The following is an 18,937-nucleotide window of genomic DNA, read 5'->3' on the forward strand; positions in this document are numbered from 1 at the left end:
TTGCGCTAAAACGGCCCTTTATCTCTCGGACCATTATGCGTAACCTTCCATTGACCATCTTCATTAACCAATTTAAATATACCGGGTTTTCGGTCATAGGAGGTTGAATATTTAATCCACGTTACCTCACCTTCTTTTTGTTCATCCAAGACCTTAAAGTTGGATTTAGAGTCTTTATTCTCAATAAACATTTCTTGTATACTGGAAAGATTTGCATACCCGGATGCTGTAGTATATTCCTTTAAAGTTGTCTTATCACCGTGATAAAAACTTTCAGCTACGAGTTTGGCGGTTTCTGAAGGAGATAAATTTTGTTTTCCGGCACACGACAGAACTAATGCTACTAACGAAAAAAATGCTATTTTTTTCATAACGATGTTAATTTGGATGATTAATAAATCTATGCGATATTTTTAATTTTAAGTTTCGTTCCCCGTTCTTTTCGTTAAGCTCTAAAACCGCCCTTCGGTCATTACTTATCGAAAATTTTGGCAGTACATAAACCAGTTTTACAGTTTCGTTTTCTTTTACTTTTGACGGTAAATTATAGTTGAAAACCGGTTCTTGATAAAGCCGTTGTAAAGACTTCTTTTTGCCCTTTTTTCTGGTCTCCACCGATAATTTCAGAAAGTTGAGGTCATAATCCAATGAAGATTTGTTTTCAATTTGAATCACGAAATAAAGCTCTTTCTTATCAAAAACAATATTCTCAATACTCAAAACGATGCCTTCGTTCCGTTTTTTGAGTCGACCAATGCGTTGTTTTCGATCAACTAGATAAGAACAAAATTTATTGTAATAGTAGGTGCTGTTATCTGTTTTGACTTCACGTTCAATAACAATGGTTGAATCAAGAGCAATAGGTTTTTCATTACCGAAGCTTTTAGACGTCGGTATAAAGTAATTCAGCCGATCCAGCTTTTTCTTATAGGTTACGATATACGAAAAAACAGTCCCGTTTTTGCCTACTACCAAAAGATTGCTTTCTTTCCCGGGCTTTGCCTGAAGCAAACCGAAATATTGCCCTTTCTCACGATTATAGGTGAAGACAAAGTTTTCAGATCCTGTTATTCCCTGACGGATCGGTTCTGGGAAGAACAATGCTACATTTTTTTGATCATTCGTATAAATGGTATCCAGGCGAAAAGATGTTTGTGCTGTGGTGAGGACAGTAACAAAAAGGAATATTGAGATAAAAATAAAATCTTTCATAAGAATAGGTTTAAGTGTTGTTTTGAGTCTATAATTTAGGTTTAAGGATGAGCTTGTAATTGTTGAGTACGGTCACCTTTACGTTTCGGTTATTGCGTTGGAATATCTTTTTGAAACCACTGACCTGTGGTACCCCGGAAATATTGATGTCATCCACCATATCACCAATAACTTCGGTGGAAACCTGAGCCCGGAAGTTGTTTTCTATATAAATCCCCTCACTACCATCCTGAAGATCAAAGGCTTTTAATTGGGTTGGATAATGCTTGATGTTTTCGATTTCGATCAATACCCGGTTGGGCTGAAAACTAATAAAACCGTAAACCGGCGTATTTTGTGGAAGGTGTTTGCTGCTAATGATCGCCGCTTTGGTCAAGCGCATCCGTAAACGGGAATTAGCTTTGACCACCTGGTCACCATCCACTACCGCATAAATGAGTTCATCGGTAGTGCCGGAAACTGAAATTTCATTTTCTTTCGGATCTGAGGCAAAGAATAATTGATGTTCCAGACCCATTTCTTTAGCAGCAATTTTTTGTTTCGCTTTTATTTCGGTAGAATCAATTATCCTTTCCACTTTGGCATCAGCTTCTCTAGCGCCAATATGCTGATAATCCCTTTCGGAATATTTAATTTCACTTGCGGAGTAGATGCTATCCACGATACGTTCTTTTTCACGTTCTGGTAGACTTTCATCATAAAAGCCAAGGGAATCGATCAGTTTTTCGTCATAGATGCTGGGTGCATTGGTTTCCCGGACTTCTTTTAGATCGTTGATGGCATCCAGTTTGGAATCGTATTCCTTTTGGTTTTCTTCCAGTGCGGGAACCGATGTTTCTTTTAAATTAGTATGCTCATTTTCATCATCGCCCATTACCATCATAGAATAGGAGATCAGGAAAAGCACCATTACGGCGAGTACTGACGCAAAGACTATTTTATTTTTTTCAAGCTTCATATTTATTGTCTTTTAAATGCCCATTATGGGTTTTTATTATTTAATTTTTTAAGGGATTTTTCGAAATAATCGGTGATGAGCAATCCGTGTGGATTGTTGGGAAAGTTTCGATCTACGGTCATCAGGTTTCCAGTAGAAATCAATTGATACGTGTCGATGATCGAGCCCCTATTGATCTCAAAGACAGTAACCGTTTTGAAGGAATAAGTTCCATTTTGTTCTTCGACTTGGGAATCGATACTCAATACTTTTTGAACCAGGGAATATTGCAGCAGTCGATTATAAACACCACCTGCCTTTTTTTGACGATATAGATTATCGACTGAGCTATTGCCCAGCCACAGTGCCTTTTCTAAATTCTTTTCATAATTACTTGCATCAATATTGTAAAAATAATTATGGAACAATTGTAAATGCGCCAAAGCCTCTACTTTAAAATTCTCTTTCTGACTAACTAGCTTCAAGGGAATGATACTGCCATCGGTATTGATGGCAAAAGCGTTGTTTAGGGTTTTTTTGTTGATGTTAAATACCATCCAAATGGCAAAACAGCTGGAGAGTAAAGAGCATATTACAACAGCCAAAACAATGAACCGATTTGTTTTAAGGACGGCGTAAATATTCTTGTAAGGTGTTTTCATCATAGTTGTTTTAGGCGGTAAATAATCGTAAAGTGAAAGAGGTGGCACGTCGGTACAGTTTGAACTTCAGAAAAACAATAAACCCTATGGTTCCAATTTGTACCACCGGGGCAAAAAATCCGCTTCCCGTATCGGTACCAAATAGATTTGTCCAAAAGTTGGTATTGATCTCCGTATAAAGTGCATTAACAAAAACATTGACTAGGAAGAACGCCGGCACCAACATATAAACGGCAGCATATAGTTTAAAAAAGGTATAGGCCAGGGGACGGAACTTTTCAAATACGGCCAGGCTAATTACCAGTGGAAAGAACGCCTGCATTATTCCCAGAAGGAAAAAACGTTCCGCTAAGAACAACGGATAGATAAATAAATCAAGAACCCATAAAATGACCCCGCCGATAAAGGCGAGTATCTTGAATCCATAAAGTGGGGTGACTAAAGCTTCATAAAGCAATGTCATTGCATTTTTAGCAGCATCTATAAGGTTGACTTCTTCTTCGATAGGAATATCCTGCATCTGCAAGGGGAGCAAAGCAGGAGCGGTGTCCCGATATTGACTTTCAATGGAAACAAGAATACTGTCAAAAAATCCTAATACCTGTGTCGAGAAAATAACGAGGATAACCACCGCAAAATTTTTAGCGAGTTCCCCTGGGCTCAATCCCCAAGTATAACCGTCTTTATTAGCCACGCCCTCATTATATTTTTTTAAAATATTAATCAGGAAGAAAAGCACAGCAAGGGTTTTCATTCCGCCAATGGTATATTGGGAAAAATCACTGTCTTGAATGGTTTGAAAAACAGTATCCACATATTCAAGACCAAAACTTAAAGTTATTATAGCTCCCATCATTTCATTTAAGTATTATTAAATCCCACTTAGTGGGCGGTTATTGATTTTATCCTGCATCTTCCGAAAGGAAATAATCTCCCGATAACGTTTTGTTTTTACCCTGATAGCGGAGACCATTTCCTTTGATTCCATTTCTTTCTGCTTTAATATGGTGGCACGTTCGGCATCACTCATTTTTAGGTAATCGCTGGATAAGATTTGATCAATAAAATCCATTGTTTCCAAAGAATTCTGGACAATGTTTTCAAAAGATGCTGTGACACGGGAAATTTCATCCGGCTTGATATACGGGGAGTTTAAAATATCCTGTAAATCATTTTGCATTACGTTAATGAGCCGTTGATTGTTTTGCCCAATCTCTTGTACAGCCCTAAGTTGCCGTACTACACTGGAAACCTTTTCAATCCTGTCTTTTGCATCTTTCAGGAATTTCACAGACTTGATAAGTTGAGCAGTCTGCTTCCCGGATTCTACAAGTTGTTTGACCAAGCTTACAAAGTTGGTGTTATCATAGACGGGCATTCCCTGGGCTTTAGCGCGGCTGTGCATCATAAAGGTCAGAGCTATTGCAACGATTAAAATTTTTGTCTTCATAGTATTATGTTTTAGCGATGAATTCTTTTATGGCGGCTTCCATATTATTTGTTCTATTATAAGTGGCCATTATGGTTTCATTTTCCTTACCGTCGGTCAAGTAAGCGGCATAAACTTCCTTGGGAACTTCCAAGCGGAAAATGTTGCTTTCTTTTCCAATTTTGATAAACATTTCAGTGTATTTCCTTTGGCCGGTAAGATTGTTTTTGATAGATTTTAACTGATTCAGATCATGGCTGGAGAGGTTGAGCCGTTTGACTAGTTCCCCATAGCCTTTCTCGTTGTTCAGGCTATAAATGACCTGCGTGTTTTCAAGGATGCTTGCTGAAGTGGAACTGTTCGGGAGCTGGTTAATGGATTGCAGAATGATGCCGATTGCACCATTTTGTTTCCGAATGGCTTGATAATAAAATTCTACGCTTTCCAGTACGTTGTCAAACTTCAGTTGCTTGGCAAACTCATCAAAAAGAATAATCCCTTTTTCAGCACGGTTCTTCCAAATGGTGCGTTGAATGGCCGATTTAATCAGCTTGAGCATTACGGAGAGGATTTCTTTATTGTCCTTGACTTCGTCCAGTTCAAATACAATAAGACGCTTATCTTCTATTTTATAGGTCTGGTCTTCACTGACTTCAAAAAGGAAGCTATATAGACCATCGCCGACGTACTCGGACATTACGTGTAAAAAGCTGGTAACGTTGAAATAGTCGGGATGGATTTTAAGTTGCTTTAAGAGGTTTTTTTGATTGTTCTCAATAAAATTGTAAAAACCATTCAGCGAGTGATTTTCAGAAATACTATGGTAATAATGACGTAGAATCTTTTTTACGGCAACCGATTGTGCCTTGGTTACTTTTAAATCAGAAGCAAAGAGTTCAAAGAGAAATACCGATAAATCCTCCAAGCGTTCCGGGCTCAGGTCATTGGTATCGCTGATGTAAAATGGATTGATACCCAGGTTTTTTCCACTTTCATAGCGGAGTACGGTGTATTGTTCAGAATAAAGCTTGGCAAATTTAGTATAAGAACCACCCAAATCGATAATGACCAGGCGTACTCCGCTTTCAAAATATTGACGCAGAATGTTATTGGCCAAAAAGGATTTTCCCTCACCGGTTGGCGCAAAAATGGCAAAGTTCCGTGCCTTGATTCGTTTTTTTTGTTCGTCCCAAACATCTTTAAGCACGGGAATGTTATGTTCACGGTCATTGAATATAATTCCGGTGGAATCTGATTTGTAATTGCTGTTATTGATCAATAAGCAAAGCGCGTGTTTTAGATCCGTTACATACAAATCGTTATTGGAGAAATTAGAAGAAAAACCGCAGTAGCTGTTCAGGATATAATTCTTCCGCTCTTCGCCCCGTGGATAGTAGGGAATAATATCCAGTTCCTTAAATTCCGTTTTTATTTTGGAGGTAATTCTATCAAGGCTCCGGGCATCCCGGTCCCAGAAAATGATGTTTAAGTGTCCGCGTATAATCCGGGCATTATCATCGGCATTGATCTGATCCAGGATGTGCTGGATTTTACCCAGCACCACTTTGTTTTGCGAACCGAAATTCGAGCTTTTGTTAAGCTCTACCACTTTCTTATCAAGCAGCTTGCGCCATTTATGTTTGTCATCCAAATACAGGATTTGGTTAACGATATGGTTCTCGTTTAGCGTAAGCCCTAAGCCATCAATAAACCCTTGGTGAAATACAAAATCGTCTGAAGTGAATTTATCATTGGTTTTGCTAGTCTGTACACTTTCGCCAAAGCACAGTTCGCTGTTGATGGCCAGGGCATCAAAATAGTTTTCGCCGATGTTGACGTTTTTCTTATCTAGAATAATATCGGTGTCAAAGCCTTTGTTAAAGCCATTAAAATATTCTTTGGTTATCGCTTGAATTTCCTTTGGGTTAAGCGGAAAAAATTTCATTTTCCGACTGTTGTTGATAAAGGAAACGGAATCACTTACGGCACTTATAAAATGCTGAACATTGTCATCTAATTCCTGAATTATCGTTTTTGAGACCTTGCGGAAAGGGTTGACATATTTAGAGTTGTTCAGCGCTTTATTTTTGGTTAGGGTAAAGAAGAGATAACAGTTGTGGTTGATATATTTTCGGCCTTTAAAATGATCGCTTGTGGCTTTTTCCAAAAATGTGGTATAGGGAAGCTCTTCAGCGGTATATTGCTTTTTGAGATAGACATCTTGCTTGTGAACTACGGTACCGACAGGCAATGATTTTAATGCCTGAAACCAAGCCCCGTGCATATCCTCAAAATCCTTTTCAGACAAGGAATAGATTTCTGGTAGGTTTCCTTTATAGCATACCACAACATTGCCATTATTGGCAAATAGGATATTGTCTTGGATATCCGCAATGGGCTGATAAGTAGAAAGATTAATTGTGTTCATAATCGAGACCGGAATTTCGTTTGTTACTGATGCTTTTTGGGAAGGTTCGCGCTAGCTGGAAGACCTGGGGATTGTTGATGATTCTTATCAGGGCGATATATAAGACTGTATTAAGAACCAATACGCCGATGATCATTCCAAAACTGAACGAGAAAATAATAATGAGTAAAGAAGCTATGATGGATATTATCATCACCGCAAAGAGGGAGAGGGGCAGTCCAAAAATAACTGCCCTTTTCCTGATGTTTTTATAGACCTCGAACTTCTTCATAACAGATTCATTAACTGCCAAATGTCGCTTAGCGACTTAGACTACGATTCCAATGAGGTAGGTGAAAATGCCCACTACGGCACCGGCAATAAGGACAAAGACGAGCACACGGGTGATCCCTTTTTTGAGGTCAGCATTTTCCCCGAAGAAATGGCCGGCGTTAAAAAGAAAGCCGATCAAGAAAATGACCCCTAGGATGATGGGGAAAATGGTTCTAATGGTATTGGATACATCATCAACGGAATCTTCAATACCACCAATTTGTGCGAAAAGAGAATTTGAGAGAAGCGAAAGAAAGCTTGCCAGATAGATAGATTTTTTCATAACGGAACGGTTTAAATTTTTGATTCGTTTTCGTTATGAGAAAAGTAATGGTTTTATTGTTTAAATATCTGTAAATCAATTATTTGTTGATAAAATATCATTTATAATCAATTGATTTTTAATAGTGTTATTTCATATCAAATTTTATGAAATCTGGAAAGTAGGTTGTTGATAACTTGAAATGTAGAAAGGAAAAAGATGCTCAAAAACGTCAGTTTTGTGATTTTGCTTCTAGAAATGTGTGTGATTTTGGATAAGAACCGGCAACAAGAAAACGTATTCTTATTGATATTGGCCACGTCGGAAAAGACAACGGTGCATCTGAATAAATTGCATTAAAAAATATGGGATATTTGATATCGCCTTTGAAACTTTATAGCTCAAATAAAGTTAGAAAACGATATATATTTACTTAACTTGCAATAGACATACTCTTATTTACTTATCTAAGAGAAAAACTGAATAATGATTTGTTTTTTTACACTCTGTAATCATTCTCTAATTTATCCGTTTCAATTTACTCTATGTTTATTTTTTTCTAGGCTGGTATACTGTAAAATATAGCTGTTGCCATTTTTATATAGATTAGTTACTTAAAAACTCAGAATTTATTTTTGTATACTTTAATATTTTATAATAAAGGAAAGGATAATCCGATTTCAACTTCCCTATAAAATACTTTTGAAATAATTAGACTTATATTTATAGTAGGACTGCTTTTCCTTTTAACCGTAGATCAGTTTTCCTTACGTAAGCGTACTATTAGAGTTAATGTTCTAAAGGGAATTTAATCTATATAAATTTTCCAAAAAATCATTTGTATATAGGTGAAGTAAAAGTAAGTATCCCATTGCAATTTATCTAGCATCGCCTTTTTAAAGCGTATGTTATTTGTCATCGGCATCGTTTACGCTTATTAACTGATGAATCTGGGTTATCAGTTATTATCCTTATAAATGGAAAATAGGGTGCTTTTTGAACAAAGATCCCTTAGCTATAACCATTATATGATTTGGATCAAAACTGTATAGAAGGTAGCCAATCTGTTTTTTATTAATGAAACTATTAGCAACATGTTATATTATGAAGGATTGAAAATCAATAATTGGAAACATTTTAATGGTATTGTGGGGTTTATGCCTGAATGAATTTTTTCTTTTATTTTTTGAAATTTTAATAAAAGGGCGGTTTCCTTATTCTAACTACTCAACAGCAAAGACTTCTACACTATGTTTCCTTCCTTCCAGTATTTGTGATCCTAACGGAGTAACCTTAAAATTTTGGGAAATTTCCTTGTTTTGGTTTACCTGCTCGGAGATGAGTATTTTTCTATTAAAAATTTTACAGAGCCCCTGTATTCTGGAGCATACATTCATGGTGTCACCGTGAAAGGCAATTTCCCTTTTAAGGTCACCAATTTCAATAGCTGTAACGATCCCTTCGTGGATGCCGGCACGAAAAACAGGTATTGATCCATAATGGGAATTAAACTGCTTTTCCTTTTTTTTTAACCTTTGATTTAAGGCAAACAAGAATTTAATGGAATTTAATGTATTAAAATGTTCTAATTTCCAGGTGATTACAATCTCATCACCAACATATTGATAGATGTGGGCTTTAAATTTTTTAGCTACCTGATTGACCTCCATGATGCTTTCCTGTATAAAACTACTATACTTGAGATGCCCCAGTTCTTCCGCCAAATGGGTAGAACCTTTGAGATCCAAAAATATAAAAAGTCTGTTTTCTTCCCGGGGGAATCGGTATTTGCCAAGGATCAAGGGCATGGTAAAACCTGGACTGTTTTTACTTACCATTTCATTTATAAAGCTCACAATAAAAATCATAAACAAAGTGTAGGTGAGGATAATGATATCAAAATTCCTTGTATTTGAAGGTGTGGCCATATATCCACTTATAAATAAGTAACTATAATCATTCAATAAATTTTTTATAATATTCAAAATAAGCCATAGAGCAACAAAATAAAAAATAGTCCTGACCAGACTGTCGAAGACTAAGGAGCTACTTTTAAATTGCAATATTTTCAATAGTCCTTCCATTAAAGAAAGTACTGTCCCTGTTAAGAGCCCAAAGGCCATAAAAAAAAGAAAGAGGTTAGGAAATTTAATATTCCAACTAATGCTCAATGGTATATTAACCATGTGGGCCGTATAATAGAGGATAACTGAAAGTACGCCATAAGCTATCAACCAAAAAACTACCTGCCTTAAAAACAACCTCAAAAGTGGGTATCGGTAGACAAGACTTAGTATGAACATTTTTTTATAATTACTCTATTAAAATGAAAATGGGACCCATTAATTTCTTGCGAATTTTATAGGTTGTTCGTTACAAACAAATACTTCGATTCTGCAATCTTATAATTCGCATAAGCATTAGCGTATTCAGTTTCTGCCGATTCTTCTTGTTGCTGCGCGTCTAATAGATCCGTAAGGTTGTTCAGTCCGCTGTTGTAATTATCCCGTTGAACCTTTAGGTTCTCATTGGCATACTCCAGATTGTCCTTAGCATAATTAATTTGCTTATAAGCATCCATCAGGTCGTACCAGGACTTCATAATCCCTATTTTAAGTTCGTCTTTGCGATCGTCGAAATTATTCTGTACAATTTTTTCCTGCAGCGCTTTTTGCTTCACTTTATGGCGACCGGCTCCCCACCAATCGGAGATGGGAATGCTTACCATCCCAAAGGCCACCGGCATAAACTGACTGTCAATCGCATCGTTGAACGTTCCGAAATAACCTGCATTTACTCCAACAGAAACCTGTGGTAATAAGTCGGCTTTTGTGATTTTCGTTTGCAATTGCGATGCGCTTATCGATTTTTCAAGCAGCTTGTAATTATTGTTGTTTTGAAAATCGAGATCGGGGTTAGGGTATTTAAGTCGGGGTGGGGTGACTTGCTTTAACGTATCGGCAACGACGGTGGTTGTATCGTAAATTTTCCCTACATAAAGCCCTAAATCAAGTAATGCCAGTTTACGCTGATTGCCGAGTTTGCTTTGTTGTAAAAGTACTCTACTGCGGTTGGTCCTTACCCGAAGTAATTGATTTTTAGCGATAAGTCCGGCTGAAAGCAAATCTTGTTGTTGCTTCAGTAATTCGTCCAGGTACATTTTGCTGGCGCGTATGGCTTTAAGTTGTTCTTGTACTTGTACCAGTTGCCAGTATTTTTGTTCGGTATTTAGAATTACCGAATCTGTTGCCTGCTCGGCTTGTATGGTTCGGGTTTCTGCCTGAAGACTTGCCAGGGCACTGGCGCTTCTTATTTTTCCTCCGGCGTAAACAACTTCGGTTGCTGTGGCTCCGGCCTGATAAAAATTATCGATTCCATCGGGCAGTATTTCTGGGATGGGCGGGACAAAGTCCTTAAACCCATATAAGCCGATTCCGGTTGCACTAACTTGCGGAAAATAATTGGCAATAGCTTCTTGTTTGGCGGCTTCAGCTTGTTCTATTCTTATTTTTCCGTTTTTGATATCGTTGCTGTACGATAATGCGGCTTCCTTAACTTCTTCTAAATTTAGTTTTTCTTGTGCAAGTAAACTTCCGCAGGACAAAAAACTTAGCATACACCAAATAACAAGGGGTGTACTGTTCTTTATTAGCATCTTTTTCATACTATTTCTAGGCGTTTGCATTATTTTCTTTTGTTTCTTCTTTTTCCTCTTCGTCTTTTTCGTTCCTAAAAAACAACCAGTATAATACGGGTAAAACATATAGGGTAAGTATCATAGACATCATTAAACCAAAGGCGATAACGGTTCCTAATGGTCCCCATAAACTTGATCTACTAATAATCATTGGCGTTACTCCAACGGCAGCGGCAGAGGAGGTAAGGAAAATAGGACGCATTCTTCGTTTGGCGGCGTGTGCGGCAGCTCGGTAAACTGAATGGTCGTGATGAACTCTTAATTCATTGGCAAAATCGATCAAAATAATACCGTTTCTTACCACGATCCCGCAAAGTGCCAATATCCCTAAGAAGGAAGTAAATCCAAAAGGATATTGCATTAACATTAGTCCTAGGGCTGCACCAAATATACTAAGTGGCATTGTGATGAAACTTAATAGGGCTTGTTTAAATTTCCTAAAATGCCAAAGCAGGATAAGGAAAATAATAAGGACACTTATGGATAATGAGATTCCCATAGGTACCAGGTTTTCCTGACTCATTTCGTGTTCACCTCCATAACCTACAGTGATACTGTCTGGAAGCTCCATTTCTTCGATTTTGGGACGAAGCTTGCCTAATATCACATTGGCTACGGCTCCTTTTTCAATATCTACACGTACGGTTAAGCAGCGCATTCCGTTACGTCTTACAATTTGTTCTTGTTCCCAACCCGGGGTTATCTTGGCTACCTGACGTAGTGGTACTGTTTTACCGGTATTAGGTGAGATAATGGATAATTCCCTTAGGCTGGAAACCGATTGATCTTTATGATCTTCAGCCTTTACTTTTACGTTAATGGCATAATCGCCGTCCCAAATCTGTGTGGCATTTAATCCTTCCATATTCATCGCTATGGTGTTGGCGATATTTTCACGGGTAAGGCCTATGCGTGATGCTTCGGCTTCATTAACATCAATGGCAACGGTTTGCTGCATTTCCCCATAATTGGTTCTGGACCAAATGGTTTCTGGGGTTTCTCTTGCCAGGTCAATGATTTTATCTCCGTAGCTTTTTAAGGTGTCGATATTATCACCAAAAAGGCGCACTTCTACCTGTGCGGGTTTGGCAATCATATTTAGCTGTTTCATCCTTAAATACGCGTTGGTAAACATTTCAGCGTATTTTTTATCATATTCTTTCAGCACTTCTTCCGTAGCATCGTCTGAGGTAGTGGTGACCAAAATTTGGGCATAGTTCTTAGCGGGAAGGTTGGGCGCGTAAACCATATGGAAACGCGGTGAACTTTCGCCTATAAAACTGGTATAGTCGTGAATACGCTCGTCTTTTTCTAAAATCTTCTCAAACTCTTTTACTACTTTTTCGGTTTCTTCGAGACTGCTGTTTTTAGAAAGATAAACTTCTACTGCAAATTGGTTCCTTTCAATTACCGGAAACAATTCCTGCGATAGGTTAGAGAAAAAGAATACTCCCACAACTATGGAAAGTACACCAATACCTACTGTAATTCTATAATGCTTCATTGCGCTTTCAACACTCTTATTGAAGAAGTGCTGTAACTTTTCTAGCATCGATTTTTTCTTCTCTTTGTCTTCTTCCTTTTTGTTATGGTGCAATCCTTTTTTAATGAATATGGTATTGAAGAAGGGCACTAATAATACAGAAATGGCGAGTGAAAGGAATAATGCCAGCATTATAGTATAGGGGAAGGTACTTAAAAAGTCTTTCGCGGTTCCTGTCATAAAAAATACTAAAGGCAGGAAGGTGGCCGATATGGCAAGGGTTGCTGTAAATACCGATGGGAAAAGTTCTTTGGCACTGTTAAGGGCGGCTTTCCAAACCGATTGTCCTTCATCTAGTTTCTCTACGTGGTTATCTATGACCACAATGGGATCATCTACCACAATTCCCAATACGATAATTAGGGCGGCTAAGGTTACGGTATTTAGCTCCATTCCCAGCATAAACATTAACGCAAGGGTGGCGAGAATGGTAATAGGAATGGTGGCTGCGGCAACTGAAGCTACACGAAAGGGTAGGAGCAGTAGCGTTACAATAATTACCCCGGCTAGGGCAAAGCCGAATTCTTTAAGGAAGTGGCTTATGGAATGATGAACTACTTCGGGCTGGTTGGCAATTTTTCTTAACTGAATATCCTGCGGAAGTTGTTCTTTAAAGGTGTCGAGTTTTTCATCAATTCGGTCTCCAAATTGTACAATATTGTTACCGGAAGCCATTTCGAGCGTAATGATCATCGCTTTGGTTCCATTGGCGGTAATAAAGGAGTCTGGATCTTCGTATTCTTTTTTTACTTTGGCAATATCTTTTATACGGATCACACGTCCGTCCCGATCGGTGCTTACAATGTGGTTGGAAATATCGGTCACATTTTTAAGAAACACCTCCATATTTATAGGACGGTCAAAAGTGGGCGACTCTAAAGTGCCGTTGGGCCGTATGGTTCCCTGCGATTGCAAGCTTTGCATTAAAGTGCCTGGGCTAATTCCGTATTGTGCCAGTTTATTTTGATCTACGTAAACCGAAATTTGCTCGGTAAGTCCGCCGGAGTGGCTAATTTTTGCCATCCCTTTCACCTGCCGAAGTTGATCTTCTATTTCTTCTACGTGTTTTTGCAGGTCTTTGTAAGGTCTGGTTTTAGATTCTACGGCCAGGATCATCGCGGCAGTACTTCCAAAATCACTGTTCACTATAATTCCCTTAACGCCGGGAGGGACACTACGTTGCTGAAAGATTAATAGGTCGTTTTTAAGCTTGTTCCAAAATTGTTCAGTTTCATTGTGGCCTACACGGTTGGCTACTTCCACATAAATGTACATTTCGCCATCACGGGTATAAGAGTAGGTTTTTTCTTTGTCTACTTCATTATAGCTGAACAGGAATTTTTCGACTTTAGCGGTAAGTTGTTCTTCTACTTCTTGTGAATTGGCACCGGGATAAAACCCCATTACCAATCCTTGCCGAATCGTAAATTCAGGAAATTCGTTACGGGGCATATTGAAAAGCCCTAACAAGCCAATCACCACAAAAACAGAAGCTAATGCCAGTGGAAAAGCTTTGTTTTTCATTGCCCATTCTATCATCGAACCTTGTTTTTTCATAAAATAAGGACTTATTGTTTGTTTATAATTGTAACCGGAGTGTCTTGAGTGAGCTTATGGTAGCCTGAAGTGATAAGTTGATCTCCTTTTTGTAAACCTTCAGTGATGGCGATGCCATTGTTGTATAGTTTTCCGGTTTTTACAATGCGTCTTTCTGCTTTGTTTTCGTTTACTACATAGACAAAATTTTCATTCTTTTCGGTTACCGATACGGTTTCTACAGGAACAATGAAAGTGTTAGAGGCTTCTTCTGAAGTATTTTCTTTTTCGGGAAGTGTAACGGTACAGGCCATCCCGGGCTTTATTTTTTTGTCTTTATTGTTAATGGTAATTTTTGCGGTATAGCTAGGGGTGTTACTGTCTGATTGTACGGATATTTCGGTAATTTCACCTTCATATTCGGTATCTAAGACTTCTATTTTTACAATGGCTTTATCTCCGGTTTGATATTGGTTTACCTGATCGTCTGGAATTGGAATGATGGCTTTAAGCTTATCGATATCAAAAAAATCGACGATGGGTTGGCCGGGTGATGCCAGATCTCCGGTTTCCATCATTTTTTCACCAATATAACCAGTAAAAGGAGCGGTAATACGGGTGAATTTCACGTTTTGGTAGCTGGCTTGCGCGGCTGCTTCGGCCTGTTTGTAATTGGAGCGTGCTTCTACCATTTTTACTTCAGCAATACTTCCTTTTTTATAGACTTCTTCTACACGATTGTAATTGTCTTTTGCCATTTCAGCTTGCGCTCTTCTTGCTTCATACTGTTTTTGATAGGCTGTACCATCTATTTTGGCAATTAGGCTTCCTTTTTGTACAAAATCGCCCATACCTACCGGAAATTGTTCAATGGTCCCGGATACCTGAAAACTTAGTTTTACGCTTTTATCGGCAGCAATTCTACCAGTGGCAGAAAAATGGGCTCCACTACTTTCTAAAGAAGTGTTGCCTACCATTACGGTTTTAACCTCGATGGGTTGAATTTCCCTTTCTTTTTCTTCTTTTTTACAACTTTGAAGCGTTAACGTTGCCAAACAAAACAAAAGGATGAAATGAAACTTGCGCATATGTTATAATTTTAATTTGTGAGGATTTTAGTTATTGATCGTATTTTAAACCTTTAATAAGAATATTGACAAGCCAATCGAGCCTTACTGACATATTTTCTATGGAACCGTAAAGGAGCATTTCTTTTTCTAAACCGCTATAGGCGGTTACCATAGTCATTGCTAAAAATTGCATATTTTCCTGACTAATGGGGGCGATTTCTTTTTTATGGATTGCCCACGTGAGTATTTCTTGAAAAATACTATTCTCTATATGTCTTAACTTCATAAATAGGGAATGAGCAATGTTGAAGTTTTGCTTAATGTCTTCTAGCAAAAAAGTATACTCTTTGGTTTTATTTATGAGACTTTTGAGTTTAATCTCATTATATAACCGTAGGTTTTCTTCAATAGTGTTAGATTTTTTAATTTTCGCTTTGGCAGGTTCTATTATAGAAAAGTATTCCATTTCGGCCACCTGCTCAAAAACTTCATGTTTGTTTTTAAAGTAATAGTAGAGTGTGCTTCTACCTTTATTTGCGGCTTTGGCAATATTATCCATTGTGACTTTATCAAACCCCAATTTTTTAAATACCGCCACGGAAGAATTAATAATGTGATCTTTAACTAAATCGTCTTTCATTGGACAAATATAATTAAAATGTTTAATTATAGACAAAAACCAAAATAATATCGAAATAAAAAATATGAATAATATGATTATCTAAAGTGACAACCAATCCACATAACCTCTTTATTTCCCTTACTGAATTTGAGACGAGAATGAATGAAAAATCCATATTAGAAAGGTTCAATGAAAAAGCACACCAAATTTTAAAGCAGCCGGGGTGTTTAACATAGAAAGATGCGATAATTAATTTATTATAAATTTGGATAAAGCCATAGAGCGTGAAATATTTTCGCATCTGGTTCACGAAGAAATTATTCCAAATTTGACAGATGTCAAAAATTTATTACCTGGCTAGTATAAATGTCTTAACATCGGGGTATACCGCTATTCATGTTAGGGAAGATAAAATAATAATAAAATACTATTAGATTGCTGGAGAAGTGCAAATATCAAAGGATAGCAAAATATTTGATTGAAAAAATAAAACAGAATTATCCAAAAAAAACTTATCAAAGCCACTTGCTACATCCCTCAAAAGGATTTTTTAAGCATCTGAGCTTTGTGCTTAAAAAACTGGATAAAGAACTTAATGGAATAATGATGGAACGTAGAATTGTTTAATAAAAAAAATCTCTAGAATATTTTTTAAGATTAAAAAAGAAAAGATAAACGTACAAATAATTCTTTATGAACATTCCTATGGGGATGCCTGTAGGGATATTCATTACCAATGGCTTATCTAATATTTTGAAGACACTAATATGACAAATCTTTTTTTGAGAGCTCTCTAAAAGAAATCCTATATAAAAGGAATATATTTTCTATACTCTCTAGAAAATTAAATTGTTGTTTCTATTGGGTTGGAAAGAGTTACGGACAAAGAATACACCTTGGTCAAGATGAAATTGAAACCAGATTTCCGAGAATTAAGGATTCGACAGTTGTTAACGAATAAAGCCTTGGAAAAACTCAAGAAATGAAATTGCACAGCATGATTTTGTATACCAATCATCCATTGTTTCTGGTTTTAAATATGTATTGCAAGTATGGTTTCCGGTTTGAGAAACCTTAAATTCTATTGGCAAAGAGAGCGACCAAAAAATGGTAAAGAATTTTTTTCATCCTGAAACCAGTAATTTCTAAGATTTTATACTACACTTTTGTCTTTACTTCTTTATAAAACGCGACTAACTTAAACAGCTGCTGCATTTGGCTGCTTACGCTGTTTCCGTAGCGTTCATCTTCTCATCATCATTAAGGTTGGTGATGATAGTTTAAATCGCCCCCATCCCTATAAATTCTTGGGATTTTCTAATGTTCTTAATGAATTACCATAATCCATATTAGGGTTTTAGATCGTTTTTATTCAATGTTTTCATAACAATCTGCTTCGGTAAAAAATTCCAACAAAAATAACTACTGCTAAAAGTAATTTTATTACGGTTGTCGAACTTCATGCGCTTATCAAACATTAATAATTGTAAATCCCTCTCTTTAAATAATTGCTTTGGAGCAGCATCATTTAGCCAAGTATTGGTCATTAAAAGAGCAAAAGGTTTTTTGAAGTAAAGGGCGCGTTCAAAAATTAAACGTTTGTTGGTAAAGGGTGGATTAGAGATAAGGATATCCCAATTCTTAGGTTCGTAGGTATAAAAATTTTCTCCATTTGAAATATGGGAATATACCACTGGACTTTGAAGAGAAATAAGTTTGACAAACCAACTATCTTTAGTATCAAAAGGACACCAAATGATTTTGCCTTTAGGGATATATTCTAAAATTGGAAGTACTCCATACGCAGGGGTATGGCATTCATCGTTTTTACCATTTGAATACAATATTTTTTTCGAATCTATCATACTCTTTTGTCGTTGCTTTTTTTATCAAAAGCAATTAAATTAAATAGTTCTCGCATCCGGCTTCGCACTCGATTTCCGTAACGTTCTTCAAGTTCATCAGCGTTTAGGTTGGTGGTAGCGTGAGTCTTGACTTTATGTTTGGTTTGCAAGTATAAATCATAACGAGATAAAAGCACTTCTCCCATAACATTCAAATCTTTTCCGTAAAACCTACCGGCGGGTTCTACGCCCAGATCGTCAAAGCAGAAGAATTTAGTATTGCCATATTCTTCAATAGTTTTGAAACCTAAATGATTAAAACTGAAACTTACATTACGGCAAGGGATCATTTCATAGGGGCGTTGAAAAGGAACTAAATGTCGAAGCAACTTCATTAAACTGGTTTTGCCACAACCTACCGGACCGGAAAGGAGGATTCCTTTTTCTAAATCGATATCAAATTTGCTGCAAGACTCACGGTCTCTGATAAAATATGAGCATAATTTCAAAAGTATCTTTTTATCCTCTTCATAAATCCTGAATCTTTTACCGAAAAGTAGTTTACCTTTTGCATCCAGGTAAATCAAGATTTTCAGAAAATCGTATGTTACGTTTTTACCGTCAAATTCACCTAGCGAATATTCCACGCCACCTTCGGTTATTTTAGAGGGGTTGTCCATAGTCTTTGGTTTTAGTGGTACGCAAGTTATCCTCTTTATGATACGCTTGCTTTTTGTTTGGCCTGTTTTCCTGGTCAAACAATTCGGTTCTATCCATCCAGTTCACGGCTAAGGCTTTCCAGTCACGTATGGCTTTTCCATCGCTCGTTTTCCAATCTTTGTTTTCGTAATGATCGAAAAATTTTTCTCCTTCATTTGCATCAAAATTTTTTTCAATAAAAAAATCTAAAACAGCCTGCCTGGCCTTTGGCTGTTTATTATTGTTTTCTTGTTTGTTATTGTTTATAGTAGATACCAATGCTTGTCCACTGGTGGGACGGTGCTGGTTCACTACCGGTTCACGTATGGGATGGTACTGTTCCGCAAGTTGCTCTAATTTGGGATCGTAGTGTCCCAGATCTGGTTCATCACTTGTCCCGATAATGGACATCTTAATTTTACTTCCTTTATAAGGATTATTTGATGGAAAATAGGTGAGGTAATTCCACGAGTTAAGGTCAGTTACGCAACGATGATAAGTAGATTTAGAACCAATCTTGGCCGCGCGCATCAAATCTCTACGGTTCACAAAAAAATCTTCTGCAAAACGGCTACTGTTCCATTCCTGAAACAGCGCCATATACAGACTGATGTGAGTAGGGTTTAAACGGTCATCGAAATAGAACGCTGAAAAAGCCGAATTCAATAGCTTAATGTAGTTCAT

At 37.2% G+C, this 18,937-nt stretch carries 16 protein-coding genes; all 16 read right to left on the reverse strand.

Annotation, left to right across the window (positions count from 1 at the left end; all coding sequences use genetic code 11):
• Nucleotides 1–5 precede the first annotated feature (5 nt).
• A complete protein-coding gene (locus tag BUA71_RS11640; protein ID WP_072879949.1) occupies nucleotides 6–371 on the reverse strand; it encodes a hypothetical protein in 366 nt (121 codons plus the stop codon).
• A 7-nt stretch (nucleotides 372–378) separates the two neighbouring features.
• A complete protein-coding gene (locus tag BUA71_RS11645; protein ID WP_072879951.1) occupies nucleotides 379–1,212 on the reverse strand; it encodes a DUF4138 domain-containing protein in 834 nt (277 codons plus the stop codon).
• A gap of 28 nt (nucleotides 1,213–1,240) precedes the next feature.
• Nucleotides 1,241–2,170: a conjugative transposon protein TraM gene (gene traM / locus BUA71_RS11650; RefSeq protein WP_072879953.1), complete on the reverse strand. Its 930-nt coding sequence runs from the start codon at nucleotides 2,168–2,170 to the stop codon at nucleotides 1,241–1,243.
• A gap of 23 nt (nucleotides 2,171–2,193) precedes the next feature.
• The gene (locus BUA71_RS11655) at nucleotides 2,194–2,811 is read right to left on the reverse strand and encodes a conjugal transfer protein TraK (protein ID WP_041579185.1); all 618 of its coding nucleotides are present in this window, start codon (nucleotides 2,809–2,811) and stop codon (nucleotides 2,194–2,196) included.
• Between the two features lie 10 nt (nucleotides 2,812–2,821).
• Nucleotides 2,822–3,664: a hypothetical protein gene (locus BUA71_RS11660; protein WP_041579184.1), complete on the reverse strand. Its 843-nt coding sequence runs from the start codon at nucleotides 3,662–3,664 to the stop codon at nucleotides 2,822–2,824.
• Between the two features lie 18 nt (nucleotides 3,665–3,682).
• Nucleotides 3,683–4,261, reverse strand: a complete 579-nt coding sequence (locus BUA71_RS11665; RefSeq protein ID WP_013073496.1) for a hypothetical protein — start codon at nucleotides 4,259–4,261, stop codon at nucleotides 3,683–3,685.
• Nucleotides 4,262–4,265: 4 nt separating this feature from the next.
• Nucleotides 4,266–6,668, reverse strand: coding sequence for a TraG family conjugative transposon ATPase (locus tag BUA71_RS11670; RefSeq protein WP_013073495.1), 2,403 nt, complete (start codon nucleotides 6,666–6,668; stop codon nucleotides 4,266–4,268).
• A 307-nt stretch (nucleotides 6,669–6,975) separates the two neighbouring features.
• The gene (locus tag BUA71_RS11680; protein WP_072879957.1) at nucleotides 6,976–7,263 is read right to left on the reverse strand and encodes a hypothetical protein; all 288 of its coding nucleotides are present in this window, start codon (nucleotides 7,261–7,263) and stop codon (nucleotides 6,976–6,978) included.
• Between the two features lie 1,202 nt (nucleotides 7,264–8,465).
• Nucleotides 8,466–9,170, reverse strand: a complete 705-nt coding sequence (locus BUA71_RS11685) for an adenylate/guanylate cyclase domain-containing protein (RefSeq protein WP_245812578.1) — start codon at nucleotides 9,168–9,170, stop codon at nucleotides 8,466–8,468.
• 431 nt (nucleotides 9,171–9,601) lie between these two features.
• Nucleotides 9,602–10,906: a TolC family protein gene (locus BUA71_RS11690; protein WP_228249475.1), complete on the reverse strand. Its 1,305-nt coding sequence runs from the start codon at nucleotides 10,904–10,906 to the stop codon at nucleotides 9,602–9,604.
• A 7-nt stretch (nucleotides 10,907–10,913) separates the two neighbouring features.
• Nucleotides 10,914–14,039 carry an efflux RND transporter permease subunit gene (locus tag BUA71_RS11695; RefSeq protein ID WP_072879961.1) on the reverse strand — a complete coding sequence of 1,042 codons (3,126 nt, stop codon included), beginning with the start codon at nucleotides 14,037–14,039 and terminating at the stop codon, nucleotides 10,914–10,916.
• Between the two features lie 11 nt (nucleotides 14,040–14,050).
• Nucleotides 14,051–15,106: an efflux RND transporter periplasmic adaptor subunit gene (locus tag BUA71_RS11700; RefSeq protein WP_072879963.1), complete on the reverse strand. Its 1,056-nt coding sequence runs from the start codon at nucleotides 15,104–15,106 to the stop codon at nucleotides 14,051–14,053.
• Nucleotides 15,107–15,137: 31 nt separating this feature from the next.
• Entirely contained in the window at nucleotides 15,138–15,728 is a 591-nt protein-coding gene (locus tag BUA71_RS11705; protein ID WP_072879965.1) for a TetR/AcrR family transcriptional regulator, read from the reverse strand.
• Between the two features lie 1,331 nt (nucleotides 15,729–17,059).
• Nucleotides 17,060–17,575, reverse strand: a complete 516-nt coding sequence (locus tag BUA71_RS11715) for a hypothetical protein (RefSeq protein WP_013073485.1) — start codon at nucleotides 17,573–17,575, stop codon at nucleotides 17,060–17,062.
• On the reverse strand, nucleotides 17,572–18,234 hold the full coding sequence (locus BUA71_RS11720; protein WP_072879969.1) for an ATPase: 663 nt from the start codon (nucleotides 18,232–18,234) through the stop codon (nucleotides 17,572–17,574). The genes BUA71_RS11715 and BUA71_RS11720 overlap by 4 nt, the downstream gene beginning before the upstream one ends.
• Entirely contained in the window at nucleotides 18,218–18,937 is a 720-nt protein-coding gene (locus BUA71_RS11725; protein WP_072879971.1) for a hypothetical protein, read from the reverse strand. Before BUA71_RS11725 ends, BUA71_RS11720 begins: the two co-directional genes overlap by 17 nt.

The organism is Salegentibacter echinorum, assembly GCF_900129445.1.
GTDB classification, from domain to species: Bacteria; Bacteroidota; Bacteroidia; order Flavobacteriales; family Flavobacteriaceae; genus Salegentibacter; species Salegentibacter echinorum.